Here is a 26,600-nt window from a genome sequence, read left to right on the forward strand (position 1 = left end):
GAATCGCATCCATGTCCACCAGAGCTCACTTCGTCACTGGAAGCCGTCAGGGCAGAGGAAGGTCCGGATTCTCGCGGGCGCGTTCGCGAGGAGCGCCGGCCGGTCCTCCCGCGAGCAGAAGTTGCTGCCGATGTTCGCGTCGACGAAACGGGTGGCGTTCCGCTTGGCGATGAGGTCGATGCCGCCGACCGAGGGGGAGCCGAGTTCGGCCGCGACCCAGTAGCCCACGCACCGCTTGCGCGCGACCACGGCGTCCCCGGGCAGGCTGCCGCCGTTCAGCGCGGCGGCCTGCCGCAGGATCGCGTCGTCGGACGCGCAGGGAATGCCGGCGTCGGTGCGGCGGGCGCTCGCCCTCTTCGTCGGGGTGGAGGTCTTCCTCCTGGGCGGTTCTGTCGTGCTGGAGGCATCCTCGGGGGACTCGCTCGCCGTCGACGCCTCGGCTGGGGGTTCCGGGCTTTCCTCGTACGTGGACGCGGGGGAGTCGCTCGGGCTCTGCAGCGCCTCGGGCGTTCCCCGCGAGTTCGTCGCGAACACCGTTCCCGCGGCCGCGACCGCCGCGACGGCGACGGCGGCCGACCACAGGGGCACCATGAGCCGCCTGCCACGCGGGGGCTGTGGCGGCGGCATGGGCTTGGTGCCCGACGTGAGCGCCTTGAGCTGGTCGAGCAGTTCGTACGCCGTGGGCCGGGCCGCACGATCCTTGGCGAGCGCGCCGCGTACGAGGTCGTGGAGCGGGGCGGGCACCTCGGACAGGTCCGGTTCGACGCTCATGACCCGGTAGGCGAGGACGTCGGGAGCTCCGGTGCCGAACGGCGGGCGGCCGGTCGCGGCGTAGACCATCAGCGCGCCCCAGGCGAAGACGTCGGCGGCGGTGTCCGCCTCGTCGCCCCGGTACTGCTCGGGGCTGATCCAGCCGGGCGTCCCGATCAGCGCGCCGGTGCCCGTGAGCCCGCTCTCGTCGAGGGCCCGGGCGATGCCGAAGTCCAGGACCTTCGCGCCGGAGGCGGAGAGGATGACGTTCCCCGGCTTGAGGTCGCGGTGCACGATGCCGGCCCGGTGGATGTCGGTGAGCGCCTCGGCGATGTCCAGGCCGAACGGGAGGAGCTCGTCCGGGCGCAGCCGGGCGTTCTCCTGGACGTAGGTGCTGAGCGTCGGGCCGGGAACGAACTCGGTGGCCAGCCAGGGAGGCATCGCCGCGGTGTCGGCGGCCAGCACGGCGACCGTGCAGCGCCCGCGTACGCGCGACAGCAGGTCGACCTCGCGGACGAAACGGGCCAGGAACTGCGGATCGGCGGCTAATCCCGGGTGGATGACCTTGACCGCGGCCCGGGCGCCGTCGGCCGCGATCCCGGCGTAGACGACCCCCATGCCACCGGCGCCCATCCGGCCTGCGATGCGGTAGGGGCCGATCGGCTCGCGATCGTCCATCGCCAGGGGGCCGAAGCCGCCGGGGTCGCTCATCGTGCTCCGCTCGCCGGACCAACGCAACAGCAGCGATCCTATTAAGCCCCGGTCGCAGGCAATCTTGAGAGCCGTGTCGTGTCGCACGCTCAGCCGATCGTCTTGGAGATGAGGGGCCGTCGGTGACGGCCCGGAAAGCCCTGCTCATCGTCAAGGAGCGCATCATGCATCCCGCACTGAACACCATCGACATCATCGTGTCCGACCTGGAGGCCTCGATCGCGTTCTACGCGCGGCTGGGGCTGGAGTTCAAGGTCGATGAGTACTCGTCCGAGCACGCCGGCTGCGACCTGCCGAACGGGCTGCACGTGATGCTGGACACCGAGGGCTTCCGCACCCCGTTCCTGCCGGGCTGGAGCGCGCCGACCGGCGGGCCGCGCACCCTGCTGTGCTTCGAGTTCGACAGCCCGGCCGAGGTGGACGCCAAGTACGCCGAGCTGCTCGAGGCGGGCTGCCGGGGGATCGCCGAGCCGTTCGACGCGTTCTGGGGAATGCGCTATGCCACGGTGGCCGACCCTGACGGGAACGGTGTGGATCTGTACGCCGCGCTCCCGGCAGGCTGACCTGGGGGACCGGCAGGCGGCGCCATAGGAATCGCCTATGGCGCCTGCTGACATTTCGTCTTTGCCTCTCGTTCTTTTCCGGACGTAGCGTGAAACAGCTCGACGACGGGCTCACCGCGATTACTCCCGAGAATCGCTATTTTCTTCCGTCGAGCGGACTGACACGTGAACGAGAGGACCGTTGACATGAGCGTGGTGGAGAACGGCTCGGATACACGAGAACTCGTGGGAAAACGAGCCCTGGTCACGGGTGGCACTCGCGGGATCGGCGCGGCCGTCGTACGCCATCTCCTTGACGCGGGAGCCGAGGTGCTCACGACCGCCAGGACGGCGACGGGCGCGGTGCCGGAGGGCGCCGCCTTCGTGCCGGCCGACGTGCGGACACGCGCCGGAGCGCAGGCGCTCGCCGAGGCCGCGCAGGACGTGCTCGGCGGGGTGGACGTCGTGGTGCACAACGCGGGCGGGGCGCAGCCGTACGAGGGCAGCTCGGCCATCCCCGACGAGGAGTGGCAGGACGCGCTGGACCTGAACTACCTGGCGTCGGTACGGCTGGACGCGCTGCTGGTGCCGGGGACATCGCCCACGCCGTGCTGTTCCTCGTTTCCGGCCGGGCGAGCTGGCTGACCGGAAGGAATGTCATCGTGGACGGCGGGGAATTCCCCATGGGTTGACGTCTGTCGCATTTCTGGACGCCATTCAACAAAGCTTCATGAAAGGCCTTGGGGCATGGAACTGCAGGGTAAAAACGCGCTGGTCACGGGCGGCACTTCTGGCATCGGCCTGGCAACCGCTCGCCTGCTAGCCCGCGCGGGCGCCGACGTCGTCATCAGCGGCCGCGATGTCCAGCGCGGCGAGCACGCCGTGCACGCCGCGCGGGAGGACGGCGCGGTCCGGTTCGTCCCGGCGGACATGGCCGACCTGGACTCGGTCGCCGCACTGGGCCGCCAGAGCGGTCCGATCGACATCCTCGTCAACAACGCCGTTGCCCGCGCCGTCGCCCGCGCCCGCCGCGACGCGTTTCACCGCGACCTCCGCCTCCCGCAGGAAGGCGCGGCCGACCACGGTGGGCACCAGCCCGCTCGGCGTGCGGGTGAACAACTGCACGCCGAGCTCCCGCTCGAGGCCGCGGATCTGCTGGGACACCGACGGCTGAGCGACACGCAGCAGCTCCGCCGCCGCCGTCACCGAACCCTCCTCAGCGACGGCCAGGGCGTACTCGTACTGACGAAGGCTCATCGGCTACCGTCCTCGACTCTGTAATTATGTAATTTTACACAGACGTGGCGCGAACGGGACCGTGGCACGAACGATCATCAAGGGCTCCTGAGCACATCAGTACGCCACTCCCGCAAGCGCCGACCCGAGGGGTCTCATCGCGGGTCGTAGTCGAGCCTGCCGAAGGGCCACTGCGTGGACAGCCAGGCTGTCACGGCTTCGTACAGGGGCACGTCCAGTTCGGCCCGGTCGGCCCGGACCCAGGAGGACACGTCAGCGTCGTGGTCGTCCCTGCCGGAGGGGTAGATGTAGACGCATCCGATCACCTCGTCGCCGGCCGCGTCCAGGACGGTGTAGGTGAATCCGCGGCGCCGGGCGAAGTCGTTCGCGTGGCGTTTCAGGTCGGCGAGGTTCGCCTCCAAGGTCATGCCGTCCAGGGGAGGCCACTTTCCGTCCGGGAAGCCCGGGGTCGCGCGGATGTGCTCGATGCTGCTGGTCCAGGCGGCGTGGTCGGCGGCGTTGTGCTGGGGTCCCAGGGGTTCCAGCCGGAACTGCGGGGTGGCCAGGGACAGGGGGACGACGAAGTCGTCGGGGACGAAGGCACGGTCGTTCATGAGGCCGAGGCTATGAGGTCGAGTTCGTGTCATCGTCACCGAGATCGAGGACCACGAACTCGGAGTCCAGTACCACGGCCCGGTCCGACGACTGCTCGACGCGGGCGCTGACGGGTACCTACCTCCGGCGACCCTCCCCACCTGGCCAGGCAGCTTGACCACACGCTGAACCAGGGGCGCGAACTCGCCGGCGGGGCCGCGACACCACTGCAGATCGCACCGGCCGAGGGTCCGGCGGATCCAGACGACGAATGACCAGGTGCGGGCCTGGACGGACGAGCCCGACACCCGCCCGCCCTCGCGCGTCAGGTGCAGTTCGGCCGCTGACCGGAGGTTCAACCGCCGGCCTTGGACACGGCGAACGCGACCAGGAAGCCGGCCAGGGTGATGAGACCGGTCAGCAGGTGCGAGGACTCGAACGCCTCGGGGATCATGGTGTCGGCGATCATGGTGAGGATCGCTCCGCCCGCCAGCGCGATGATGCCTGCCAGCACGGCCGCGGGCGCCTGCCCCAGGAGCGCGTACCCGGCCAGCGACGACAGGCCGCTGACGCCGGCGATCCCGATCCACAGCCCGAACACGTACGTCCTGGTTCGCCCGGCCCGGCGCATGCCGGCCGCGCTGGACAGGCCCTCGGGCACGTTGCTGATGAACACCGCCGCCACGGTCACCATGCTCACCGTGCCCCCGCCGAGCAGGCTCGCGCCGATGACGAGCGACTCCGGCACCCCGTCGAGCACCGCGCCCAGCGCGATCGCCGTCCCCGACCCCTCCTGCAGCGACGGATGCCGGTCACCGGAGCGCTTGCGATGCCTGGCTCCACGCCGCGCCAGCAGGACGTTGCAGACGGTGTAGAGGACCGCGCCGGACACGGCCCCCACCACCGCGGGTGCCAGCCCCGCGCGGCGGTGCGCCTCTTCGATCAGCTCGTACGACACCGCGGACATCAGCACCCCGGCGCCGAACGCCATCACCGACGCGATCAGCCGTTGTGGCATCCGGAGCGTGTACCCGGCCAGCGCTCCGAGCACGAGCGCGAACCCGGCCAGCAGCCCCCACCCGCCCGCCTGCAACCACTCCGGCATGATCAGCGCTTGCCCTCCCGCAACCCCCTCCAAACGGGTTCCTCTCCTCGTTGCGCCGCCGCCACCGGTCCCCGCGTCGTCCTGCCACGGAAGACCTGACAGCGCGCGACAGCCGGTGCCTTCGACGCGGCGCTCACGACCCCGAAACCGCCCCAGCTCAAGGGGGTGCCGTGCGCATTGCGTAGGGTCTCCGGCGCGGATGCGACGAGTTGCTCAACGCGGTTGTACACGCTCCGTACTTCCACCGGCACCGGGCACGACGACGAACCGACACCGATGACGTACACACTCGAGGAAGCCGGGACGAGCGGGAGCCCGATCACCCCGGCTGCGCATGAACCCTCTACCTATGCTGACCGGCTCAACTCCCGGTCACGATCACGCTCTTGCCGCACCGGCGCCATCCGCTCGTGGAATCCGCCGTCCGGGGATCGGGTGATGATCCCGGTCTCCATGCCGTGCTCGGCCACGTCGCGGTCCGACTTCTGGAGTGCGAGGCAGATCCACCGGGTGACGACGAAGGCGACGACGGGCCCGATGACCACGGCGTATCGGAAGAAGATCGTCACGGCGTTGACAGAGAGCTGGAACTGGTGGGCGAGCTGATCGTTGGCCGCGGCTGCCCACAGCAGGCCGTAGAACGTGATCCCGGCGGCGGCGATGGCCGTCTTCACGGGCGTGTCGCGCGGCCGGTCGAGCAGGTTCCGCGCGGGTGTCTCACGGGCGATGCGGCGCGCGCTCTCAGGCCGGCCCAGCGCGTCGCGGCGGCCGCGTCGCGCGAGGAGAAGGCGCTCGGCAAGCGGATACGTGGCCAGCGCGGTGAAGAAGACCCCGGGTACCACCACCGTGGGAACGAGGACTGCGAGGCTGAGCGTGTAGTCCCCGAGAGTGAGCTCCCACGCGGGCATGATCCGCAGGGCGCCGTCAAGGAACCCCATGTACCAGTCGGGCACCGAGCCCGCCGAGATCTGCGTCGGCTTGGCCGGACCGTACAGCCAGATCGGGGCGATCTGGAACCCGAACCCGAGGATGATCAGCATGCCGAACGTCGCGACCGCCATCAGCGGGCGGGCGCTTCGCCGCGCCGGCAGCGAGGCGACGAACCGCGAGTGGCCGTGCCGCCGCACCAGCAGTTCACGGGCGATCAGCAGGACGGCCATGACGGCCGAGAGCAGCAGGTGCCCGACGTACATGACCGGAATGACTGTGTCGCCAGGAAAGCCCGAGCCGAACAGCAGCGACGTCAGCCATGTGCCCACCACAGGGATGGACTGCACAACCGACATGATCAGCCACAGGCTCCCGCCTGACAGCATGTCGTCGGGCAGGGCGTTGCCGGTCTCGCCTGCGAACATGCCCAGCGCCAGCAGCGCCACCCAGATCAGCCACTGCTGGATACGCGGGCGGCGGAACGCGCCCGTGAGGAACATGCGCAGCAACTGCAACACGACGACCGCCACGAAGACGAGCGCCGACCAGTGGTGCATCTGGCGGATGAGCAGCCCGCCGCGCACCTCCAGGCTCAGGTGCATGGTGGAGTCGAACGCCCTGCTGACGAGGAGCCCGCGCAGCGGGCCGTAGGAGCCGTCATAGGTCACCTGGGACATGCCGGGGTCGTAGAACAGCATGAGCATCGCCCCGGTCACCAGCAAAACGACGAACGACCAGACGGCGATTTCCGCGAACATGAACGACCAGTGGGAGAACTGGAACGAGCGGCGTATGGTCGGCAACGAACGCATCTTGGGCCCCCTAACCTTGCCTACACACAAGACGCGATCGGGCCGGCAGATGTGACGTCGATAAGGGCCTTTGCGACCGTGAGTCCCGTCACTACGGAGGGCCAGAGCAAGGGTCGGTCGCGCGTGACGGGTGCCAGCCACAGCCGACGATTACATCGATCACCCGGCCGTGGTGTCGTGCCAGTTCTTGCGGGTGTGGAGGCGCTTTCCGCGCCCAGGCGTACTCCTGCGGGCCGCGCCCGGCCGACAGAAGCAGGTGGACGCTCACGGCCGCCCCCGCTTGCGGCGCTGGTCCCGGCGGTCCCTTCGAGGCGTGGACCCGAGGTCGGGTGTCTTGTACGTGACCAAGGGGATCGTGGTGGCGATGGGCGTGGCCAGGTCATGCTCGACGAGGTCGGCGATGACCTGCTCGATGCGCTTGTAGGCCGTCGGCGCCTCCTCGAAGAGCAATTGGCGGTCGCCGCACACCACCAGCGACCCCATGGGCGTACGGCGCAGCTCCTCGACCGTGTGCTTGGCCCGGCCCCGGCGCAGGGCGTCGGCCCGCGACATCTTGCGGCCCGCGCCGTGCGCCACGGAGTGGCCGGCGTCCGGCCCGGCGTGGCCGGCCACGAGGTAGGAAGGGGTGCCTCGCGTACCGGCGATGAGCACGTCGCGGCCGTCACCCGGCGCCGCCCCCTTGCGGTGCAGGTAGATCCCGTCGCGGATCTCGACCAGATTGTGGCACTGGTCGACGATCGGCTCGGCGGGCTCGGTGCCCAGGGCGTGGGCGACCCGGGCGGCCAGCAGCCGCCGGTTGAGCGATCCCCAGCGTACGGCCTGGTCATGCTGTGCCAGGTAGGCGGCGGGATCGGCGGCGGGGCCCGCGCCGTGCACCTCGGTGTGCGCGCGCAGGATCCGCTCGCCGAGCCCTCGGGAGCCGCTGTGGACGATGAGGACCGGGTCGCCGGCGGTGAGTCCGAGCCGGCTCGCGTGGCCGGGCTCGAAGACGGTCCCGATGCGCGCCAGCTCGACGAAGTGGTTGCCCCGGCCGACCGTCCCGAGGCCTTCGATGTGGCCTGCGGGGATTTCGCCCTTCACCACGTCCCAGGCCGGGTCGTCGGCATCCCGCTCGGGGTCGAGCGCGCGGTCGAGATCGGGGAACCGGGCGGCGAGCTTCTCGGGTACGGCGCGCTTGAGCCTGACGGGGAACACGGCGATGCCGCAACCGATGTCGGAGCCCACCAGGAACGGGTACAGGACGGTCGACGTCATGGCGGCGCCGATGGGGGCGCCCTTGCCGGGGTGCAGGTCCGGCATGGCGGCGACGTGGATCATGCCGTCGAGGGCGGCCACCTGGTGGCACTGCGCGACGGCATCGGACTCGATCCAGCTGGTGGGGGAGGCGAACACGGTGACGGTGGCCGGTCCGACGGCGGGAGGTTGTGGGGACAAAGACACTCTCTTCACTGAACAGGGTGCGAGCAGGCGGCATCACGGCGCGAGCCGGCGCCATGGCATCTCGGAGCAGGGGGTGGTGTCCGTCAAAGCCGCATGAACACCACGTTTCCTGAGCCCGCCACGCGGAGCAAACGATTTTCGGCCGTACGAGCTCGGATGCCTGCACGCCGCGGTCGCGGTTGACGCGGAGAGGGCGTCAACGGACCGATGGCACGTTCCGTTTTGCCCTAGGACCACCAAGCGTGCTTGTTCACTTCCGGACAGTGCTGTCCGGTGTTGGGAGTCTGGCTAGTGTGCATGGGAGAGCGCCGTCAAGCGCAGCTGTTTCTCATTCGTCTGATGTGAGGAAGCAGGAGATGGTGAATAAGGAGCTGGCGTACTCCATGCTTGCTGGTGAAAGGGCTGTGATGTCATTATCCGCTGGTGATCCGCTCGGCTTGCTCAAGGCATACGGGTTCGGGGACTATTTTCGAGGGCTTTGGGTCTCGGAGACCGATGAGCGCGAGATTGCCATGCGGCTTCGCGTCGACTCTTCGTCCGAACTGCTGTGTGACCGGCATACTGCGATGAGGTGGTTCTCTGACGTCTCGGAACACGGAGAAATCGTTTGGCTGGGGGCCCATGCTCCCGGGTGGACGCAGATCATCAGCCTCAGCGGGCATATCTGCGGGCGAGTGAGTCTGCAAAAAGCTCTGAGTGAAGCCGGCCGTCGCGTGCTGGGGCTCGGATGGACGGACATCGACGGTCCGACCGAGCTGTTCTATCTGGAGAACGGACAGTTGATCGATGACATCACTCCGTATCACCCCGACCCCGCGAGCCACGGCTACATTCTGAGCCCGTATCTACGAGAGGTGCCCTTCTCGGAGACGGCGGACAGCGAGGTGACGCTCAACTCCTTCTTGCAGGTGGTCGAGAAGGTGACTGAGGGCGCCATCAGCAGCGAGTGGTTCGAGACGGTTCACAATCTCTACCGCATACCTCGAGAATCTTGGTCACGTTGAGGGGTGCCACAACGGGACTGATTTTGAGAGCTCTGCCATCTGCCGTCACGCGATGACACACTTTCGCCATGGCCGATGCCTCGCTTGTGACGACCATCATTTCCGCGGCCGGCGCGATCGTGGGCGCTCTCAGCGCACTGGGCGGCGTCGCACTGACCAACCGGGCAACCGCCAGAAAGGAGGAGCGGGAGGCGCAGCGGCGGCGCGAGGAGCAGCAGGCACAAGCGCGCGAGCAGGCGTACGGGGAGTTGCTGGGTGGGGCGCTCAAGCTGAGGTTGCAGGTTGAGGTCGCGGCCCACCACCCCTGGGAGGACATGAACGTCCGGCTCGCCGCCATCGAGGCGCAGGCCGCGGCGGTGGGTGACCTGGCCTCGCGGGTGGCTGTCCTGTCCCCGGGCGATATTGCCCGGGTTGCGAGGGATCTTGCGACGGCGGCGTACGGACTGGCGAGCCAGGTGACCCAGCACACACGGATGCACTACGACGAGGGCGGCCAGTTCCTGGGCGGGCAGATCCTGGAGCCTCCGTTGTTCGGCCCGATCGAGCAGCGCATCGACGACTTCTGCGACGTGGCGGTTGACGCGGGCCGTCCTCAGGAGGGCGACGGACTGCCGGTCCGCAAAAGCTGAGTCGCCGCCACCCGCTGGTGGGGGGCCAGCGCGGGAGCCGTGGCGGTCAAGGAGAGACGGGCGAGGTCGGCTGCTCCGGTGCGGTTGCTGCCCAGCGCCCTGACGCGGGCGACGTACAGGAGCGCCGGCCCGTTCTGGGTGCCGGCTTCGAGCGCCGCCTCCATCTCTTCCTCGGCGTCCCGGGGGTTGCCGGTGCTGACGAGGGCGAGCGCGCGGGCGGCGCGGCCCTCGGGGCGCAGATGCCGCCGCACCTGGTCGAGATCGTGCAGGGCCTTGTCGGCCTGGCCCAGGTCGGCCAGCATCTCCCCCCGGGTCCGCAGCGCCTCGGGCGTGCCGGAGTCGGTGTTCAGCACGTCGGTGAGTACGGTCACCCCGGCGTGACCCTGGCCCGCCCGCCACAACGTCCGGCCCAGCTCGGTCTGCAGCGCCAGGTCGGTCGGCAGCCGGTCGACCGCGGAGCGCATGGCGTCGACCGCTTCGACGCCCATTCCCTGAGCCAGCAGCGAGTGGGCGATGGCGGCCAGCAGGTTGGCCACGGCAGGGGTGTCCCGCATCGCCTCGTAGGAGGCGGCGGCTGCCCGGTAGTGGGTCACGGCTTGTTGCGGGTCGCCACGGAGGTGTGCGATGTCGCCCAGCCTCGACTCGACCGCGGCCAGGAGCGTCAGATCCTCCTGTCCGGCGAGGGCGGCGTTCGCGCTCAGTTCGGCGGTTGCGAGGTCTCCCCTGAACAGCGCGGACTCCGCCGCGGCCAGATGCCGGTGGGGGCTGGTGCCGCTCACGCGCAGGTCGGCGACGTCCAGTCGTGTGAGCGGCTCGGCAAGGCACTCGTGGTGCAACCGGTAGGAGCCGTTGTCGGCGCGCAGGATGTGACGGTCCTGCAGGGCGAGGAGTATCGCCGGCGGCAGGCCCGCGCGGGTGGCGCTGCCCGCGGTGTCGCCTCGGGCCGCGGGGGTAGCGAACGCGTGTTGCAGCCACGACGCCACGCGGAGGGTGGAGACGTCGTACTCCGTGGTCACGTCCGCGACGGCCTGGCCGCAGAACTCGCGTAGCGCCGGTCCGATACCGGGGTAGGCGTGCACGTCCTGGAGGGTGATGGCCGTGGTGTCGGCAGGGAGCGAAGTCCACAACCGTGAGCAGATCGCTTGCAGAAGCACCGGGTCGACCGCGTCGTGCCCGGTGGCGACGGCGGTGGCGATGCGCTCGGCCACGCCGTCGGCGTACCACCTCCCACTGCCCGCCACCGGCCGTTCGATGGCCTGCACCGCCTCGTCGAGCGTGAGCGCGCCCAGATGGTATGGCTGCAGGGAGCCCAGGGCGATCTCGAGGCCGGGCACGTGCTCATCCCGTATGGAGAGGAGGAGCCGCAGGTGCGGTAGCTCGCTGGTGACCTCGCGGAGCTGGGCCAGAAAACCGGCGCGGTGCTGATCGAGGCGCGAGTGTCGTTCGAAGACCTTCTCGACCTGGTCGATCGCGGCGAACAGGGGACCTGAGCGCCCGTCGGCCCGGCCGTCGCGGCGCAGGAACTCGTAGAGCGACAGGCCGGCCAGGCGGCCTGGGGGCGTTGCCGGCGACCAGGAACAGAGCACCGCGAGCGTGTACGGGTTGTGCTCCGGCAGCGCGGCGAGCGCGGGGGGAGGCGGTCCAGCGGGCCGCCCCATCGGCAGGACGTCGGCGGCGCGGAGTGCGGGGTGCGTGACGAGCTTCGCGTGGAGCAGCGAGGTCTTCCCGCAGCCGGGCGGCCCGCTGAGCACCGTCAGCGGATGCTGCAGCCAGCGATCGGCGATCTCGTCCGCCGCTGCGGAGCGCCCGAAGTATTGTTCGGATTCATCCGCATAAAAGGGGCGAACACCAACATATGGCTGCCGATCGACATATTGGGCCATCAGGCTGACAGTCATCGCAGCGATCCTGTCCGAAAAGGGCGTCCTGTAAGCAGGATCGGCTTCGGATGCGAGGTGGCCAGACCCGCTCGCCGGCCACCGCACCGCGGAGACAGCTTCGCGGCGGATTGCCGGCAGGCAACAGCGAGAGGGAGGCGCGTCGGCCGATCGCACGATTGCCCTGGAGGAGATGACGACTGCCGGAAAATGTGCCGACTCCTCTCAGCGCGAATGCGGTCGCCCCGGTGGAGCCCGGTCCGACGTATGGCGTGAGTTTATGTCCGCGGGCAGTGCATGCGTACCGCGACCCACCGTGACCCGCGGTTGTCGAGGCTTGCCCCTCTCACCGGGCCGTATGCCGTGAGCCTTTGGGGTGACTGTTGCCATCTGGGCCGCCTGAAAGGGGTGTCATATGCTCTGACTGAATCCGAGCAGCGATCCGCTCTGGCTGAGCGCCCGCTTCACCGCCTCGCCGAACACCGACGGGTCTTCCGCTGAGAGCGCCGCGATCTCGCGGAGCGAGGCTGCGGAGAGGTCGAGCAGGCCGCCGTCGTGCTCGTCAACACCCTCGTGCGAACATTCCTCCTGTCTCGCCAATGGAAACTCCAGACGTCGGGAAGCTGACCGCATGGTCGTACGCCATGCGAACGCCACTTGTAAGGCATGCCTGCCACAGCATCGCCCATATCGCTGCCCTTGCCTAGAGGGGTGCGTCCCCGTAAATCAGCTGACCAGGCGGAACTGTCCAACGGAAGATCGTCGCTCTGATCTGTTGTCCAAAAAGATCCGTAAAAGTGGCGTTAGGGTAAGTTTCGTACCAATAAGGAGATTTGTATACCTACCTGTGCGTCAGCGGGTCGACTAGGAGGCATGCTACGGTGTTGCTACCATCGGTCCGTGACGGGTTCTCGGGCGGTGGCGCGCGGATTGCCAGAGGTATGGGGCGAAAAGATTCCGCCGCGCAATAAGAATTTCACCGGCCGGGATGGCCTGCTCGAGCAGCTTCGCGCCGGAATCGCGGCCGACGTGACGGCGGTTGTGCCGCACGCTCTGCACGGCATGGGCGGGGTCGGCAAAACCCAGGTTGCGGTCGAGTACGCCTGGCGCTATCAAGCCGAATACGACCTGGTGTGGTGGATATCGGCTGACCAGGCGCTGCTGGTGCCCGCGGCGCTGGCCGCGCTCGCGCCCCGGCTCAACCTGCCACCCGCCAAGGCGGTCGGCATCGACGACACCGCCGCCGCTGTCCTGCACGCGCTGCGTCGTGGCGACCCGTACGACCGCTGGCTGCTCATCTTCGACAACGCTGACCGGCCGGAAGACATCAACCAGCTCATCCCCCGCGGTCCCGGGCATGTCCTCATCACCTCGCGCAACCAGGAGTGGCGCAGCGTCGTCGAGACCGTTCCCGTCGACGTGTTCACCCACGGCGAGAGCGTGCAGTTCCTGCACAAACGCGTGTCCAGCACACTCCGCGAGGTCGACGCGCGGCGGCTCGCCGATGAGCTGGGGCACCTGCCGCTCGCTCTGGAGCAGGCGGGTGCGCTGCAGGCCGAGGCGGGCATGTCGGTGGACGAATACCTCCAGCAGCTCGCCAAGCACATGTCCGACACTCTGCAGATGCCCAAGCCGCTCGACTACCCACGGTCGATGACCGCGGCCTGGCGGCTCTCGGTGAGCCAGCTGGAGCAGCAGCTCACCGAAGCCGTCGAGCTGATGAGGTGCTGCGCGTTCTTCGGCCCCGAGCCGATCCCCGTCGACGTGTTCCGCTGGGGCGTCGACGAGCACCTGGCACCGGGTCTGCAGCAGCTTCTCGACAACCCCCTGCTGCGAAGCAAGGCCATCCGGTTGATCGGGCGCTACGCGCTGGCCAAGCTCGACCCGGAGACACGCACCCTTCAGGTGCACCGCCTCATCCAGGCCTTGCTCCGCGCGGACCTGAGCGAGGACGAACAGGATCGCTACCGCGAGATCGTTCATGTCCTGCTGGCAAGCCCGGCACTGGGCGACCCCGACGACGAGGCCAACTGGCCGCGCTACGCCGAGCTCGTCCAGCACATCGTGCCGTCCGACGTGGCCGGCACGCGCGATCCGAGAGTGCGCGAGTTCGCGCTCAACATGGTCCGCTACCTTTACGCGTCGGGTCAGCACCAGACGAGCCGCGCCTTCGTGGAGAGCTTCCTCCAGCAGTGGACCAAAGGCTCCGGCCCCGACGACCCCCACGTGATCGACGCCCAGGCACAGCTCGGCAAGGTGCTGCGCGTCCTCGGCGACTATCCCAAGGCTTTCGAGATCGACAGGGCGGCATTGGAGCGCGCGCGCCGGGTCTTCGGCCCCCAGCACGAGAAGTCGTTGTTCCTCTCGCAGGGATTCGGCGGAGACCTGCGAGCCATGGGCGACTTCGTCGAGGCCAGAGATCACGACGAGCAGGTCCTGCAGGGGCATGAGACCTTTTACGCAACTGATCACATCGAGCTGCTTCACGCCAAGAACAACCTGGCGCTCGACTACGCGCTGGTCAGCCACTACCAGCGGGCTCGGGCCGTCCATGAGAACGTGTTCACGATCTCGAGCAGGAAGTCCGACGTCAGCAAGGTCTCTCACCTCCTGTTCTGGGGCAATCTCGCGCGGGTGGTCCGGCTGTGCGGCGATTACGAGGATGCCTGCGACCTCGGCGAGGACGCCTACGCGTTCGGCGTCCAGGAGCTAGATGTCGAACACTGGGTCACGCTCCGCACCGGCAAGGACCTCTCGATCGCGCTACGCCGCGCCGGCCGCTACGACGAGGCGATCGAGCTGGCCCAGGACGTCTACGAGCGGTACGCACGCCTGCTCGGCCCCGACCATCCCGACACGCTGGCCGCCGCCATGAACCACGCCAACACCCTGCGCACCACCGGCCAGATCAACGAGGCCTTCGAGCGGGCCCTGGACACGATGAACCGCTACCCGCAGGTGTACGGCGAGGAGCATCCCTACAACCGCGGGTGCGCAGGCAACCTGGCGCTGTTGCACCGAGTGCGTGGAGACGCCGAGAGCGCGCGCAGGCTCAACGAGCAGTGTCTGGCCGCCCTGGACAGCAGGCTCTCCCGCGACCACCACTATGCGCTCGTCATCGCCATCAACCTGGCCAGCGACCTGACCGCACTCGGCGAGCTGGACGCCGCGCAGAGCCTCAGCGAAGACACGATGAACCGCTCCCGCAAGCTCCTCGGCGCCATCCACCCGCTGACCTTGGGCTGCTCTGCCAACCTGTCGGTGGTGCTGCGACGCACGGGCGCCGAGGAGAAAGCCGAGGAGCTGTTGTCGCGGACCGTCAAGCAGTTCACGGAAGTGCGCGGTTCCCAGCATCCCGACACCGTGGTCGCCGGTGAGGGACGTCAGCTCGACTTCGACTTCGACCCCCCACCTATCTAGGACGGTCACGGCCGTGACGTTCAGGGCGCGGGGTGACCGTGGGCGCGCCGCCAGCGGGCCAGGTGACCTTCGGCTTCCGCGCGTGCCCGCGCCTCCGCGCTCGCCGGCACCGGCTCACCCTGCCAGGCCGTCAGGACGCGGCGCATCTGGGCGACGAACTGCTTGCCCGCGGACGTCAGCAGCCCTGAGGCCATGAGGACGTCCACGGCCCCGCCGGCGCCCGCTCGCCAGCGGGCGAACTCGCCGTGAGCCAGGACACCCCTCTCCCCCCGCTCGTGGTGGCGCTGGTGTCGCCAGAAGGCAGTGACACCCAGATAGGCGTACGCGCCGTGCAGCAGCCCGGCGGCAGGCCGCGGATCCTCCCGCCAGGGGGCGTAGAACCTGCGGCCGTCGTCGGCGTCGAGCAGCCGGACGATGTCCGACAGCGCGCCCAGCTTCGCGTGCTGAACCTCATGCGCCAGCGTCGCGGCGAGCGTGAGCCCGTCAGAGGGCGAGGACACGCCCACGGCGCCGAAGGTCTCCGAGGCCGTCCCGCTCACCTGACCCCGTGCCGGACGACGCAGAGGGGTGAGCACCCGGTGCGCCACCCGGATCTCCGCCGCCGTCGACGGATGGTGGGCGGTGAGGATGCCCCACGCCTCCTGCAATGCCGAGCGCCAGTTCTCGAGCTCGCCTTCGGGCAGCCTGCCGGCCACGTCGGCGGGCATCCGGTAGGGATCGACGTCGTCGAGGACGAGGTCGAGAGCCTTACCTCCTGCGTACGCCGTGAGCCGGCGCAGGCCCCGCCAGCCCGGGACGTCCCGGGAGCGGTCGTCGGGGATCACGACGTGGGCGCCACCGCTGACGATCTCCGCCCCTCCCGCAGTGGACCGCACCGTCGCGGTGCCGTCCGGGACACGAACCTCCCCCAGGGACGGCAGGAACAGCGCACCGCTCGAAGTCCGTACCTCGATGGACAACTGCGCCCGCGCTCTGATCGCGGCGGCCGCGGTAACGGCGGCCAGCTGATCCGGCCGGGCTTGCTCCGGGTCGCTGTCGAGAGCCAGCAGCGTGGACCGGAGCCAAGCCCCCACGGCCGGATAACACACGACGGCCTCGACAGCGTCCGGGGCGTCGTCCTGGAGTGCGGCGAGCCGGTCGTAGGCGTCCGCGGTACGGCCCGCTGCCGGATGCCCTGTCGTTGCGGCGCTCTCCACCAGGCCGCGCAGGAGCAGCAGATGTTTGCTGCGCTCGACGGCGGCCAGCCGGCGTACCGCCGCGGCACCTCCTCGCCCTGCCGCCAGGGCGGCGAACACGTCGTCGGAGATGTTGTGTCTGCGCGGTTTCATCCAAGCCTTTCGAGCTGTGAACTCACATCGGCCGCCACGACGCGCCTGATGTGCCGGATGAGCCTGAGCAGGTCGGGGCAGTAGACGGAGGGGTTCGCGAACCCGGTCTCCGCGCGGTAGCGATGCGCGAACTGCCCGCCACCGCACACCGCCCGCACCTTGCACGACCGGCAGTCGGGAGCCAGCGCGGATTCGCCGAGCTGACGGGCAACGGCCTCGGACAGGAGCAGCGCCTCGTCGAAGGCGTTCCTGGCCACGTGGAGCCCTGTGGAGGGCGCGCCGGGCGCCGATGATCGGACCGTGTCCGACAACTCGATCGTCCCGTCCGTGTCTATGACGAGAACCGTCACCGGGGACAGCCCCAGCGACTCGCTGTTCGACCGGCCGCCCAGCAGGAGATGGATGATCTCGCTGAAGAGCCGAACGTCGGTCTCCTTACGCGCCGCGCCGTACCAGCGGTCGAAGACAGCGATCAGCCAGTCGGCGTACGGCGTTTCCGCGGCCCCCGGCATCCGCCCTGGCGGAGGATATGACCAGTTGCCCAGCGGCAGCAGGAAGTCGATTCTGGGCGGTCGGTGCTCGAGTAACGCCTCATAGATCGCCACCGGATCGTCACGGACGTCGATTGTGCAGAGCAGGCCGCTGAACAAGTGCGGAAACGAATCGCGCAACAGCCCCAGCGACTTCGTCACGGCGTAGTAGCTACCCCTGCCGTTGGCGTATTTCCGATGCCGGTCGTGCGCTTTCCTGTCTCCGTCGAGACTTATCGCCACGGCGATATCGAGGTCGTCGAACATGCGCAGGTATCCGGCGTCGAGACGGATACCGTTCGTCTGTATCCGCGCCCCCACTCGCGCATGACCATTGACCGCTGCTCGGGTGGCGGTGACGATGTGCGAGAGCAGCGCGGGCCCGGCCAGCAGCGGCTCGCCACCGTGCAGTATCAGCTCGACGGACTGCAGGCCGTGGCCGCGGACGTGCTCGGCGATCCGCTCGCCCGTACGCGTGGCGGTGGCGGCGGACATGCGTATCGGCTGTTCCTGCCAACTCCGGTCCGCCATTTCATAGACGTAGCAGTACGCGCAGGAGAGGTCGCAGCGGCTGTTGACCTTCACCACGAATTCGCGAAACGGGGTGGGCGCCCACCCCTGGGCCGCCAGAGCAGCAGGATCCGGGGCTTTCGGCCACTCGGTATGGTCGTCGCGCTGGACCGATCCGAGATTCACCGCCACGCCCTGATCAACTCCCGAGGTGAGCATCCTGGCGCGTCGTTGCGCTATCGGTTGATGGTGCACAACCACTATGAGCGCGCAAAAGGATCTCGTCAAACAACGGCATGACGGAGTGCTCTATATGCCTGTGTTCACCACCTGCCGGCCTCCATTCGAGTTGAGGCAGATCTGGATCAGGAGGCTGTCCACCGCATGATCGCGGTGTGGGCGTTCGGCCGATGACGTCAAGAAGCTCCTGGTGGAGGGGTCGATCACCGCAATCTGTACCGTCATCATCAGAAGCTTCAGGTGTTGCTCTACCGCGCCGCCGTCGCCTTGTCGCGGGCAACGCTGAACTACGGTGTATGCGGAAGGGCTTGAGTTGGAGCTCGGCATGTCCAGCACGCAGGAGCTTCACCTCCTGCTCTGCATGGTCGGGCGGATCACCGGGCGTTTCCTCGATCGGGACTGGTTCGCCTCGACTCGCGTTCTCTACCCCATCCCCGTGACGTAGCGGCTGATCGTCTGTTCGTAAGGGTGTCCGTCCGGGTAGCAGCCAGGAGGAACACTGGGAAGTGGAGGGCCTGCCGGGTGGGCGTCGACGTTCACAGATTCAGCACGCCGCGGCCTTCGCGTACCTCGAACACCAGTTGAGTCTCCGTCCGCTGCACCATCGGGTGGATGGTCACGTGTTCCAGGATGAGATCCCGGAGTTTCTCCGGGCTCTCAACGGCGACGTGCAGCAGGAAGTCGTCGACGCCGCCCACGTGGAGAACCGTCAGCGCCCCCGGCACCGCGACCAGCTTGTCGTAAAGGTTGCGGACGTGCTCTCGGTTGTGGCTTCCCAGGCGGACCCTGATGATCGCGTGGATCGGGTGGCCGAGCGCGCCGAGGTTGAGCCGGGCGTTGACGCTCGCGATGACACCCGACTGCCTCAGCGCGCGCACCCGGTACGCGCATGTGGACTCGGCGACCCCCACGCGGGCGGCGAGTGCGGCGTTGGTCATGCGGCCGTCCTCCACGAGCGCGGCGAGGATGGCCAGGTCGGTACCGTCGAGAGCCCCCGGAGCGGCTTGCGGTTTCTTCGACGACAGGTCCGGCATCAGGGCTCCTTTTGGTGAATTCCCATTGATCCTGGCGAACGGCGCCGATTTTCGCAAAGTGCATTGAAATTCTCTGTGGATTCGCTCATCGTTGCGACATGATTTCGCCTCGGCTGCAGCTCGACTCCATCGCCGTCCACGCCGGCCGCGAGGACCTCGCCGAACTCGGTGTCCACGCGCTTCCCCTCGATCTGTCCTCGACCAATCCGCTGCCGGACATCGAGGCCGGGGGCCTCTCGTACGAGGCCATGGCCGGCGGGGGCACGCCGTACGCGGAGGGCGGAGCCGTCTACGGGCGGCTGTGGAACCCGACCGTGGCCCGATTCGAGTCGGCGCTGGCACGTATGGAGCACACCGAGGCAGCCGTGGCGTTCTCATCGGGTATGGCGGCGACCACCGCGGCGATCCTCGCGACGACGCAGGAGACCGGCCACCGCCACATCGTGGCGGTCCGGCCACTTTACGGCGGGACCGATCACCTCTTGGCTTCCGGCGTACTCGGTGTCGAGGCGACGTACTGTACGGCGGAGGGCGTCGCCGCGGCGCTCCGGCCGGACACAGCGCTGATCATCCTGGAGACACCGGCCAACCCGACACTCGACCTGGTCGACATCCGCGCCGTCGCCGAGGCGGCCCGCGGCGTTCCCGTTCTCGTGGACAACACGTTCGCGACCCCGATCCTGCAGAACCCCGCCGATTTCGGCGCCTCGATGGTGCTGCACAGCGCGACCAAGTATCTCGGGGGGCACGGCGACGTCATCGCCGGCGTCATCGCCTGCGACCAGAAGCAGGCAGCCGCGCTGCGCCGGGTCCGCGCCATCACGGGTGCCCTTCTCCACCCGCTCGGCGCCTACCTCCTGCACCGGGGGCTGGCCACGCTGCCGATACGGGTCCGGGCTCAGCAGGCGAACGCCCAGCGCGTCGCCGCCTGGCTGAGCACCCATCCGAGCGTCTCCCGTGTGCACTACCCCGGGATGGCGGGAGATCCGCAGGGACTTCTCCACCGGCAGATGAGGGGCACCGGAGCGATGATCTCGATCGACCTCCGCGGAGGTCTGGAGCAGGCCAGGCACCTCACATCGACGGTCCGCCTGTTCACCCACGCGGTGTCCCTTGGCGGTGTCGACTCGCTCATCCAGCATCCCGCGGCGCTGACGCACAGGCCCGTCGCCCCCGAGGCCCGCCCGCCCGCCGGCCTGGTCCGGCTCTCCATTGGGCTGGAGGACCACGAGGACCTGATGGCAGACCTCGACCAGGCCCTCGCCACGCGCCGTCCGGCTGCGGCGCATGCGGGCGCGTCACACCCGTAGACCCGTTGTGATGTTGGCATCGCACCTTGGAACACGAGTGCGGCGCGTTCACTCCCTGTCCGTCACCGTGACCGGCTCAGCCGTCCTGCAGTGCTCGCCGGTCCGGTCGCGGGTCCGCCACGGTGATCGTGGACAGGGAGGGGGTGAGCTCGTGAGCAGACACCTGACCGCCGCCGTACAGCGCGGGCCCGGGCTCTTCATTCCGCCGTGGCGAGAAGCGTGAGAATGTGGTCTGCTTCTGGCGCGCCCAGCCGTTCGAGGATTGCCAGGCCATCTCGCTCGCCAGGTGGCTGCTCACAGATCCCGGCGTCGTCATCCTCGACGAGGCGACATCCCACCTGGACACGGTCACGGAGATGCGGGTGCACGACGCCTTGAAGCCCTTCCTCTGGGGGAGGACATGCTTCGTCATCGCCCACCGCCTGGCCACGGTCCGCGATGCGGACCTGATCCTCGTCATGCATGAGGGCCAAACGATTCGTGGCGAGAGAGGGCGTCGGCCCTGTACCGGCGAACGCCCAGCATGCCTCACGGACGTATGTCCGCACCGACCAGAGGATCGGTGCGTGTCACGTCTAAGGTGGTCCTTCGCAACAGGAGTCAGGAACGACGGGGGTTTGTAGTGCAGCGCGTCAGCCGACGGATCAGCACCATCGCCGGAGCGGGCGTTCTCGCACTGCTCCTGGTCGGCTGCGGAGGCGCCGACACCAGCGAGAGCGCGAGCGTTGAGAAGCCGAAGACGGCTGACAAGACGCAGGCGGCGGAGAAGCCTGCGTCCCCCGGTACACCGCTGACGCTCGACACCGCACCGCGGCGCGTGAACTACACCGACCGCGACAAGAAGGCGCACAAGCTGACGCTCAACCCGACTCTGCTCACGCGCGGCTCGGTGGACGACCTCGACGGGGTGCGGCTCGACGACGACATGCGCGGGATGGTGCCGCACTATCTCACCGTGTCGGTCACCAACGCCGGTTCCGGTACGGTCGAGCCCGCCATGGCCGTCAGGAACTTCCGCGTGGCGCTCGCCGACGGCACCGCCGGCAAGGCCGTCTCCTTCTTCAGCGGCAACCCCCTGGCTTCGCCCGGCACCGGCCCGCTGGAGACGTGCATCGGCACGAAGGCCCCGAAAACCTTGACGGCCGGCCAGGCGGCGACCGAATGCCGGGTCGTGCTGCTGCCCGAGGACGGCAAGCCCGCCACCGTCTCCTACAGCGACGAGTCCGTCACCAGGACGTGGAAGGTGGAGGGCGGCGACATCGGCGGCGGCGTGCTGGCCGCGGGCAAGTCGGCCAAGGTGACGTGGAAGGACACGGGGGACAAGGACGTGCCGCTGACCGTCACGCTGAAGAGCGTGCGCAAGGCCGGCGCCGGCGCGCTCGCCGACTACAAGCTGAACGCCAGGCAGAAGGCCGCCACCGTGTACTTCGTCACGCTCTCGTACCGCAACAACGGCACGTCCAAGCTGTACCCGGGCATGGACGAGGCGGTCTTCCTGCGTACGGAAAGCGGACAGACCCTGCGCAAGCTCACCCTCATCGCGATCGGCAGCAACGGCCCCAAGGGCTGCCCGTCCTCCGCGCCCTACGGCATGGTGCAGCCGGGCAAGAGCGTCCAGCAGTGCGGCGTGTACCTCGTCGACCAGGGCGACAAGCCCGTCACCGTCACCTTCTCCTCCACCGCCGAGGGAGCCGAGCCCGTGACCTGGAAGGCCTCCTGAGGTACGGGCCGTGCTGACAGATGTCATCCGACGCCGATGATCTCCGCCTCTACTCCGGCCGCGGCCCCCGCGCAAGTATTTGAGCCATGACGAACACGACGAACCGCCCCAACTGGACTCTCGGCCTCTCCTGCGGCCTGGCCATCGGCATGGGGTTCGCCGCAGCCTTGACCGACATCCTCCTGGGCGTCTCGCTGTCCCTGTGCTTCGGCGTGGCACTCTCGTACGCGCTCGGCACCCGCCAGACGGCGTCCCGCGCAGCCCCTCGTCTGTGAACCCTCTGGCTCCATGGGGGTGGGCTGGCGGACGAGCAGAGCCCGAACGAATATCGTTCGTGCCGGCCATTGGACGGCGGCTAGGGTGTCCGCCATGCAGGACGAGGTGTACCACTACAACGAGGAACGCTGGCAAGCCCTTGTGGAGGCGGAGGCGTTGTTCACCCGTCCTATGCTCGACCTGGACGTGGAGAAGGCTCGGGCATACCTGGGCCTGGAGAGGCTGGGCATCCCCGGCGACCTGGCGGGCCGGAAGGTGCTCTGCCTGGCGGGAGGTGGCGGGCAGCAGTCTGCGGCCTTCGCTCTGCTCGGAGCTGATGTGACGGTTTTCGACATCTCGTCCGGGCAGCTGGAGCGGGACCGCTTGGCCGCTGAGCACTACGGCGTCGGCATCCGCACGGTCCAGGGAGACATGCGGGACCTGTCGGCCCTTGACGACTCCTCGTTCGATCTGGTCTGGCATCCGTACTCGCTGACCTTCGTCCCCGACGCCCGGATCGTTTTCCGTGAGGTCGCGAGGGTCGTCGCTGAAGGCGGCTCCTACTACCTGATGTGCGCCAACCCGTTCTTCTCCGGGCTCACTCACCACTCGTGGAACGGGGAGGGCTACACGCTGCAGCACCCTTACACGGACGGGGCTGCGACCAGCTATCCCGACCAGGACTGGGTCTACGACCGCACGTCGGCCCACATCCGCCAACCCCTGGAGTACAGGCAGACACTGAGCCGGATCGTCAACAGCCTGATCCGGGAAGGCTTCATGCTGACGTTCCTGTCTGAGGTCCGAGGTGACCACCCGGGTGCGGAACCGGGCAGCTGGGCGCACTTCACGGGGGTGGCGCCGCCGTGGCTGGAATTCGTCTGGCAGCACGCGTACGGTTCTCTTTCCAGGAGTTCTACGACTTGCCCGGCCGTAGGCTCATGACCAGCCGGCATCAGAGAGTCACCCTCACCACATCCGGCGCCCCTTCGGTCCCCATGCAGCTGATCGCATGGAGAACGATCACGCGCCGTGCGCCTGCCGATGACGACAGCCACCCATGTCGTGGCGATGCAGGGCACACGCGTGAACGTCAGAACGTCAAGCGTTCCACGCGCCCATCGGGATGACGTATCGCGTGTGCTCAGCCCGCAGCCAGTCCGCGCTCAACGGCTCGCCGGTCACTCTGCCGATAAGAGCGAACGCGGCGTCCGAGATGGTGTCCGAGTCGTTGCCGGCTCCCAGCGCGAGCCCTTCCATGTGGGTGTTGAGGGCGTCCGGTTCGCGGCCGGCCCGCACGTCGGGGGCGACGAGGCAGAGGCTGGTCTGTGGCCGGCCATCGACCACGTACTCAAGGTCTTGTGGGCCTTCGATCTCGTACAGGGGCCAGCCGAGGTAGATCAGCTCGCCGCCGTTCGCAGTCAGTGCCTGCTGCGGCTCGGGAAGCGCCAGGTGGTCTCCCTCGAAGGCGATGATCAGCACCCAGCCCGATGCCTGCGCGCCGATCCACACGACTCCTTCCCGCGGCGAAGCCGGACCAAGGCCGTCCTCGATGCGCTCCCACGTGCATGGCGTAGCCGAACCCAGGTCGGTCCGTAGCCGCGTCGCCGCCTCCTCCACGCTCAGTCCCTTACACCACGCGCTGACGAGGCTGTCGTCCATGCCGTAGGCGCGCAGCAGTTCCCAGCTTTCCTCGGACAGGTTCATCGACATCCAATCTGTTGGGGCGAGTGGTCGCCGGCGCGGCCCATCGATGCCACGGGCCGCGCCGGCGATTCGTCGCAGAGCTTGGTGTTACCCGATGATCCGTACCCAGAATTTGTTGTCGGTGCCGACCCGATAGCGCTAGTAGAACGCGGACAAATAGCGTCCGTGCATGTTGTTCTCACCCGTCGGATGTATTTGATGGAGAAGTGCCCGTTGGCGTCCTTGGCGCCTTGCTTGCTGCTCGCGTAGGGGAACTCCTCGCATCGCATACCGGTGACACCCCCGTTCTCATTCTCGATGCGGGTCCGTTCCTGGCGGCACGGCGCGGCAATTCTATTGCGGTTCGCGTCTGCCCAGGCCTTGGCCTCCGCCGGTGGCGAGGCCGTTCCGCGTTCGAGAGGGTCGTGCGCAGGACTGTCGCCGGGGCCATAGTTCCCCGGGATCTGCTTCCTCAACTCATCGGCCAGCCCGACCTGTTCAAACCGGTGAATGACGTCCCGCACGGTGTCCTCATCGGCCTGGACCAGGCGCGCGATGACTGGGACGGTGTTGCCACCGGCCGAGGCCAGCAGGATCATCGCCCGCCGATGACGTACCGTGCTCATCTTGTCGCGTCGCGCGACGCGCTGCAGCTTCTGCCCCCTCTTGGTCCGAGAGCCCGCGGACCTTGACCGCCGGCGAAGTGCCCGCGGGTCTTGGTGACCTTACGCAGCTGGTAGCAGCGACTCCACCAGATCACCGACAGTGCCGAGTCGTACTACAGCGGGACGGCCCCAGGGGAAGGGACGAGCGGCGGAACGGCCGAATACATCACCGCCCAAAATAGATCTGCGGGAATGCGCGAAAAATGCCCGGGTGGTTCTCGGAGAGGTTATGGGCGGCACTTATAGCCCGGCGTTGATCGAGAAATAAAGAAAAACTGTCGCTAATCTTGTCAAGGCTCCATAGTACGCAGAAAGTGAGGGGTGACCAGGAGGAACCACGACCGATGGAGGAACGGTGGACCGACCCGTCAGCGGGCTCCGGCACGTCCGGCCGACGATCCGGCGCGCGTTATCCGTGGCTCTGGCAATTGTCACCATGGCATTTGTCACCGCACCGTCGGCCGCTGCGCTGACGCTGCCCACGCCGAAGGATTTCGTGTCGTACCTCGACCTCGAGTGCTTCAAGACCGACCCGTACCAGCCGCCGGCCGTCGGGCTGACGCTGCGGCACCTCAACCCGGTGCTCGACGGCCTGCCGATCGAGCAGGTCACCCTGGGCGCGCGTGAGCAGTTGTGCGTGCCGGTCGCCAAGAACAACGTCATCCCGCCGCCCGGGGTACTGGACTTCATCAGGTTCGTCGACCTGGCCTGCTACCGGGTCCTCACCCCGGCGCCCGGCAAGGCGCTGGTGCTCAGCCATCTCAACCCGGTGCTGCAGGACCTGCCCCGTACGGAGATCGTGCTGGGCAGGGCGGAGCAGTTCTGCGTGCCGGTGGCGAAGAACGGCGTCGCGCCGCCCGCGGACGTGATGCGGCTGGTGCAGCACATCGACCTGCTGTGCTACGGAATCACTCCGAACACGCCGATGAACCGGGCACTCAACCTCAGGCAGCTGAACCCGGTCCTGACCGACCAGATTCCCGCAGCGACGGTGCGGGTTACCTACGCCCGTCAGCTGTGCGTGCCGATGCAGAAGCGCGGAGACATCATTCCGCCGGAGGTGCTGGAGGTGGTGCGCTGGGTGGATCTGGAGAAGTTCGACACGGTCGCTCCCGCGATCAAACCGGTGACGCTGAGCCTGCGGCATCTGAACCCGGTGCTTGGGCAGTTGCCGCGGGAGCGGGCGACGCTCACCGGTGCCGTGCAGCTGGGCGTGCCAGTGGCGAAGAACGGTCAGACACCGCCGGGGTGAGCGTGCCGCCGGTGAGGTAGGTCCCCGGCCGGGCGCTCAGCAAGGTCCGGCCGGGCATACGGGGGCCGGTCAGCCGCCCCCGACGATCGAGCGATCATTCATCGTGCTGTGCGGCAAGCCTGAACTTGCCGGCCTCTGCAAGGGCGCGCCGTCCAGATGAGCCTGAAACGGAATGTCCCGCCAAGGCGCTTGGGCGCCGCTCGCTAAGAATGCCCTGAAGTCTTGCTGGGTGAGTCGGCATCAGCTGGCTCACCCTCTTGTAAGGGCGTGGTCGGGGCGAGAGTCCAGAAGCCGCTGGTGTGGGCGAGTCCGAGGTTGACCAGGCGGCGGAGGTTGAGGGCGGCGACGCGGTGGTTCGCACACTGGGCCTGGATGACCGAGTTCTGACGGACTGGATGAGACGAGCGGAGTAACGAGAGATTGTCACGCTCCGTTCTGTGGGAGCCCGGAGGCGCAACTCCTCCGGGCCACCCGGCGATGCGTGGCGGCTGCCGTCGCTCCCGCTACCTCAGCTCGATCGTTTCGCCATCGACCCATCTGCTCCGTAGTCGTGTCTGCACGCCGTCCCAGGTAATCGATGCGCTCAGGTTGCCCGCCGCTCGTACCGGTCCCGTGACGAGCAGGGGCGATAAGTTCCCACGTGGTGGTTCGAGTGGCTCGGTCACTACACGACAGGACGATGTGGATCGACTGGCACGATTAGACGTGGCCTTGTGAGTAAGGCCTCGTTGAAACGAACTCCGCTCTCATGCTCAATGATGGCCAAAAAGATGGCGGTTGCGTCTCTTGCTAGCTCTCTGTCGTCATATAGAGATGCAAGGAGTGCGGCGTACGGAGTTAGCGGGCCGAGGAACTCTGTCCAGGGAGTGGACGGATTGGCGAGGGGTTCGGGACACTGAGCCCTTCCGCGTAAGCCCCCGCGACAGAGTGTGATCCTCGGGCCGCCCCGACGCCGGCGCCCCCGATGATCGAGAAGCGTAAAGCCCCTGGTAGAAGTTGGTCTTGCGACAGATCGACTTC

At 68.1% G+C, this 26,600-nt stretch carries 22 protein-coding genes and 3 pseudogenes; 11 read left to right on the forward strand and 14 right to left on the reverse strand.

The features are described 5' to 3' along the window. Positions 1–33: 33 nt before the first annotated feature. Positions 34–1,461, reverse strand: coding sequence for a serine/threonine-protein kinase (locus tag ABGB01_RS34220; protein WP_347777719.1), 1,428 nt, complete (start codon positions 1,459–1,461; stop codon positions 34–36). A 122-nt stretch (positions 1,462–1,583) separates the two neighbouring features. On the opposite strand from ABGB01_RS34220, the gene ABGB01_RS34225 reads away from it, so the two are divergent. The 3 genes and pseudogenes from ABGB01_RS34225 to ABGB01_RS34235 all read left to right on the forward strand — a co-directional run. Then, on the forward strand, positions 1,584–2,024 hold the full coding sequence (locus ABGB01_RS34225; protein WP_347777720.1) for a VOC family protein: 441 nt from the start codon (positions 1,584–1,586) through the stop codon (positions 2,022–2,024). Between the two features lie 186 nt (positions 2,025–2,210). Next, the gene (locus tag ABGB01_RS34230; RefSeq protein WP_347777721.1) at positions 2,211–2,648 is read left to right on the forward strand and encodes an SDR family NAD(P)-dependent oxidoreductase; all 438 of its coding nucleotides are present in this window, start codon (positions 2,211–2,213) and stop codon (positions 2,646–2,648) included. A gap of 102 nt (positions 2,649–2,750) precedes the next feature. Beyond that, positions 2,751–2,969 (forward strand): annotated as a pseudogene (locus ABGB01_RS34235) (SDR family NAD(P)-dependent oxidoreductase); the annotation flags it as partial. A 117-nt stretch (positions 2,970–3,086) separates the two neighbouring features. Here the strand turns inward: ABGB01_RS34235 and ABGB01_RS34240 are convergent. The 5 genes and pseudogenes from ABGB01_RS34240 to ABGB01_RS34260 all read right to left on the reverse strand — a co-directional run. Then, positions 3,087–3,260, reverse strand: a pseudogene (locus ABGB01_RS34240) (LysR family transcriptional regulator); the annotation flags it as partial. 134 nt (positions 3,261–3,394) lie between these two features. Further along, positions 3,395–3,853, reverse strand: coding sequence for an N-acetyltransferase (locus ABGB01_RS34245; RefSeq protein WP_347777722.1), 459 nt, complete (start codon positions 3,851–3,853; stop codon positions 3,395–3,397). A gap of 335 nt (positions 3,854–4,188) precedes the next feature. Further along, on the reverse strand, positions 4,189–4,971 hold the full coding sequence (locus ABGB01_RS34250; RefSeq protein WP_347777723.1) for a ZIP family zinc transporter: 783 nt from the start codon (positions 4,969–4,971) through the stop codon (positions 4,189–4,191). A 314-nt stretch (positions 4,972–5,285) separates the two neighbouring features. Further along, positions 5,286–6,671, reverse strand: a complete 1,386-nt coding sequence (locus ABGB01_RS34255) for a cytochrome b N-terminal domain-containing protein (protein ID WP_347777724.1) — start codon at positions 6,669–6,671, stop codon at positions 5,286–5,288. A 273-nt stretch (positions 6,672–6,944) separates the two neighbouring features. Then, a complete protein-coding gene (locus tag ABGB01_RS34260; RefSeq protein WP_347777725.1) occupies positions 6,945–8,114 on the reverse strand; it encodes an RNA ligase RtcB family protein in 1,170 nt (389 codons plus the stop codon). A gap of 362 nt (positions 8,115–8,476) precedes the next feature. On the opposite strand from ABGB01_RS34260, the gene ABGB01_RS34265 reads away from it, so the two are divergent. Together ABGB01_RS34265 and ABGB01_RS34270 are read left to right on the forward strand one after the other, a co-directional pair. Then, positions 8,477–9,124 carry a hypothetical protein gene (locus ABGB01_RS34265; protein WP_347777726.1) on the forward strand — a complete coding sequence of 216 codons (648 nt, stop codon included), beginning with the start codon at positions 8,477–8,479 and terminating at the stop codon, positions 9,122–9,124. Between the two features lie 68 nt (positions 9,125–9,192). Then, complete coding sequence (locus ABGB01_RS34270; protein ID WP_347777727.1) at positions 9,193–9,753, forward strand: hypothetical protein; 561 nt, start codon at positions 9,193–9,195, stop codon at positions 9,751–9,753. On the opposite strand, the gene ABGB01_RS34275 is transcribed toward ABGB01_RS34270, so the two are convergent. Together ABGB01_RS34275 and ABGB01_RS34280 are read right to left on the reverse strand one after the other, a co-directional pair. Then, the gene (locus ABGB01_RS34275) at positions 9,717–11,651 is read right to left on the reverse strand and encodes a hypothetical protein (RefSeq protein WP_347777728.1); all 1,935 of its coding nucleotides are present in this window, start codon (positions 11,649–11,651) and stop codon (positions 9,717–9,719) included. The two genes, ABGB01_RS34270 and ABGB01_RS34275, sit on opposite strands and share 37 nt — an antisense overlap. A gap of 390 nt (positions 11,652–12,041) precedes the next feature. Further along, the gene (locus ABGB01_RS34280; protein WP_347777729.1) at positions 12,042–12,230 is read right to left on the reverse strand and encodes a hypothetical protein; all 189 of its coding nucleotides are present in this window, start codon (positions 12,228–12,230) and stop codon (positions 12,042–12,044) included. A gap of 273 nt (positions 12,231–12,503) precedes the next feature. Between ABGB01_RS34280 and fxsT the strand changes: the two genes are divergently transcribed. Continuing rightward, entirely contained in the window at positions 12,504–15,050 is a 2,547-nt protein-coding gene (gene fxsT / locus ABGB01_RS34285) for an FxSxx-COOH system tetratricopeptide repeat protein (RefSeq protein ID WP_347777730.1), read from the forward strand. A 20-nt stretch (positions 15,051–15,070) separates the two neighbouring features. Here the strand turns inward: fxsT and ABGB01_RS34290 are convergent, their stop codons facing one another. The 3 genes from ABGB01_RS34290 to ABGB01_RS34300 all read right to left on the reverse strand — a co-directional run bounded on the left by ABGB01_RS34290 (position 15,071) and on the right by ABGB01_RS34300 (position 18,692). Then, entirely contained in the window at positions 15,071–16,378 is a 1,308-nt protein-coding gene (locus tag ABGB01_RS34290; RefSeq protein WP_347777731.1) for an HEXXH motif domain-containing protein, read from the reverse strand. Continuing rightward, positions 16,375–17,610, reverse strand: a complete 1,236-nt coding sequence (locus ABGB01_RS34295; RefSeq protein WP_347777732.1) for an FxsB family cyclophane-forming radical SAM/SPASM peptide maturase — start codon at positions 17,608–17,610, stop codon at positions 16,375–16,377. The genes ABGB01_RS34290 and ABGB01_RS34295 overlap by 4 nt, the downstream gene beginning before the upstream one ends. A gap of 584 nt (positions 17,611–18,194) precedes the next feature. After that, positions 18,195–18,692 carry an Lrp/AsnC family transcriptional regulator gene (locus ABGB01_RS34300; RefSeq protein ID WP_347777733.1) on the reverse strand — a complete coding sequence of 166 codons (498 nt, stop codon included), beginning with the start codon at positions 18,690–18,692 and terminating at the stop codon, positions 18,195–18,197. A 98-nt stretch (positions 18,693–18,790) separates the two neighbouring features. Between ABGB01_RS34300 and ABGB01_RS34305 the strand changes: the two genes are divergently transcribed. Further along, the gene (locus ABGB01_RS34305) at positions 18,791–20,002 is read left to right on the forward strand and encodes an aminotransferase class I/II-fold pyridoxal phosphate-dependent enzyme (protein WP_347777734.1); all 1,212 of its coding nucleotides are present in this window, start codon (positions 18,791–18,793) and stop codon (positions 20,000–20,002) included. A gap of 197 nt (positions 20,003–20,199) precedes the next feature. Here the strand turns inward: ABGB01_RS34305 and ABGB01_RS34310 are convergent, their stop codons facing one another. Beyond that, positions 20,200–20,466, reverse strand: coding sequence for a hypothetical protein (locus ABGB01_RS34310; RefSeq protein ID WP_347777735.1), 267 nt, complete (start codon positions 20,464–20,466; stop codon positions 20,200–20,202). A gap of 158 nt (positions 20,467–20,624) precedes the next feature. Here ABGB01_RS34310 and ABGB01_RS34315 point away from each other — a divergent pair, with 158 nt between their 5' ends. From ABGB01_RS34315 to ABGB01_RS34325, 3 genes are all read left to right on the forward strand, one after another. Next, positions 20,625–21,722 (forward strand): hypothetical protein, encoded by a 1,098-nt coding sequence (locus ABGB01_RS34315; protein WP_347777736.1) that lies wholly within the window; start codon positions 20,625–20,627, stop codon positions 21,720–21,722. A gap of 86 nt (positions 21,723–21,808) precedes the next feature. Then, a complete protein-coding gene (locus ABGB01_RS34320) occupies positions 21,809–21,997 on the forward strand; it encodes a hypothetical protein (protein ID WP_347777737.1) in 189 nt (62 codons plus the stop codon). Positions 21,998–22,091: 94 nt separating this feature from the next. Then, positions 22,092–22,922: a class I SAM-dependent methyltransferase gene (locus tag ABGB01_RS34325; RefSeq protein WP_347777738.1), complete on the forward strand. Its 831-nt coding sequence runs from the start codon at positions 22,092–22,094 to the stop codon at positions 22,920–22,922. A 156-nt stretch (positions 22,923–23,078) separates the two neighbouring features. Here the strand turns inward: ABGB01_RS34325 and ABGB01_RS34330 are convergent, their stop codons facing one another. Then, positions 23,079–23,684: a DUF6461 domain-containing protein gene (locus ABGB01_RS34330; RefSeq protein ID WP_347777739.1), complete on the reverse strand. Its 606-nt coding sequence runs from the start codon at positions 23,682–23,684 to the stop codon at positions 23,079–23,081. Between the two features lie 461 nt (positions 23,685–24,145). Beyond that, a pseudogene (locus ABGB01_RS34335) lies at positions 24,146–24,316 on the reverse strand (helix-turn-helix domain-containing protein); the annotation flags it as partial. A gap of 448 nt (positions 24,317–24,764) precedes the next feature. Here ABGB01_RS34335 and ABGB01_RS34340 point away from each other — a divergent pair. Further along, on the forward strand, positions 24,765–25,580 hold the full coding sequence (locus ABGB01_RS34340; RefSeq protein WP_347777740.1) for a hypothetical protein: 816 nt from the start codon (positions 24,765–24,767) through the stop codon (positions 25,578–25,580). Positions 25,581–26,600: the final 1,020 nt, after the last annotated feature.

The sequence above is a fragment of the Nonomuraea sp. B5E05 genome (genome assembly GCF_039880665.1).
GTDB lineage: Bacteria > Actinomycetota > Actinomycetes > Streptosporangiales > Streptosporangiaceae > Nonomuraea.

Bases quoted from the DNA above. Each gene is read 5' to 3' on its own strand.
- ABGB01_RS34330 (WP_347777739.1), bottom strand. From the start codon at position 23,684: ATGAACCTGTCCGAGGAAAGCTGGGAACTGCTGCGCGCCTACGGCATG.
- ABGB01_RS34340 (WP_347777740.1), top strand. From the start codon at position 24,765: ATGGCATTTGTCACCGCACCGTCGGCCGCTGCGCTGACGCTGCCCACG.
- ABGB01_RS34245 (WP_347777722.1), bottom strand. From the start codon at position 3,853: ATGAACGACCGTGCCTTCGTCCCCGACGACTTCGTCGTCCCCCTGTCC.
- ABGB01_RS34270 (WP_347777727.1), top strand. From the start codon at position 9,193: ATGGCCGATGCCTCGCTTGTGACGACCATCATTTCCGCGGCCGGCGCG.
- ABGB01_RS34220 (WP_347777719.1), bottom strand. From the start codon at position 1,461: ATGAGCGACCCCGGCGGCTTCGGCCCCCTGGCGATGGACGATCGCGAG.
- ABGB01_RS34275 (WP_347777728.1), bottom strand. From the start codon at position 11,651: ATGACTGTCAGCCTGATGGCCCAATATGTCGATCGGCAGCCATATGTT.
- ABGB01_RS34290 (WP_347777731.1), bottom strand. From the start codon at position 16,378: ATGAAACCGCGCAGACACAACATCTCCGACGACGTGTTCGCCGCCCTG.
- fxsT (WP_347777730.1), top strand. From the start codon at position 12,504: ATGCTACGGTGTTGCTACCATCGGTCCGTGACGGGTTCTCGGGCGGTG.
- ABGB01_RS34320 (WP_347777737.1), top strand. From the start codon at position 21,809: ATGACGAACACGACGAACCGCCCCAACTGGACTCTCGGCCTCTCCTGC.
- ABGB01_RS34230 (WP_347777721.1), top strand. From the start codon at position 2,211: ATGAGCGTGGTGGAGAACGGCTCGGATACACGAGAACTCGTGGGAAAA.
- ABGB01_RS34300 (WP_347777733.1), bottom strand. From the start codon at position 18,692: ATGCCGGACCTGTCGTCGAAGAAACCGCAAGCCGCTCCGGGGGCTCTC.
- ABGB01_RS34325 (WP_347777738.1), top strand. From the start codon at position 22,092: ATGCAGGACGAGGTGTACCACTACAACGAGGAACGCTGGCAAGCCCTT.
- ABGB01_RS34310 (WP_347777735.1), bottom strand. From the start codon at position 20,466: ATGCATGACGAGGATCAGGTCCGCATCGCGGACCGTGGCCAGGCGGTG.
- ABGB01_RS34305 (WP_347777734.1), top strand. From the start codon at position 18,791: ATGATTTCGCCTCGGCTGCAGCTCGACTCCATCGCCGTCCACGCCGGC.
- ABGB01_RS34265 (WP_347777726.1), top strand. From the start codon at position 8,477: ATGGTGAATAAGGAGCTGGCGTACTCCATGCTTGCTGGTGAAAGGGCT.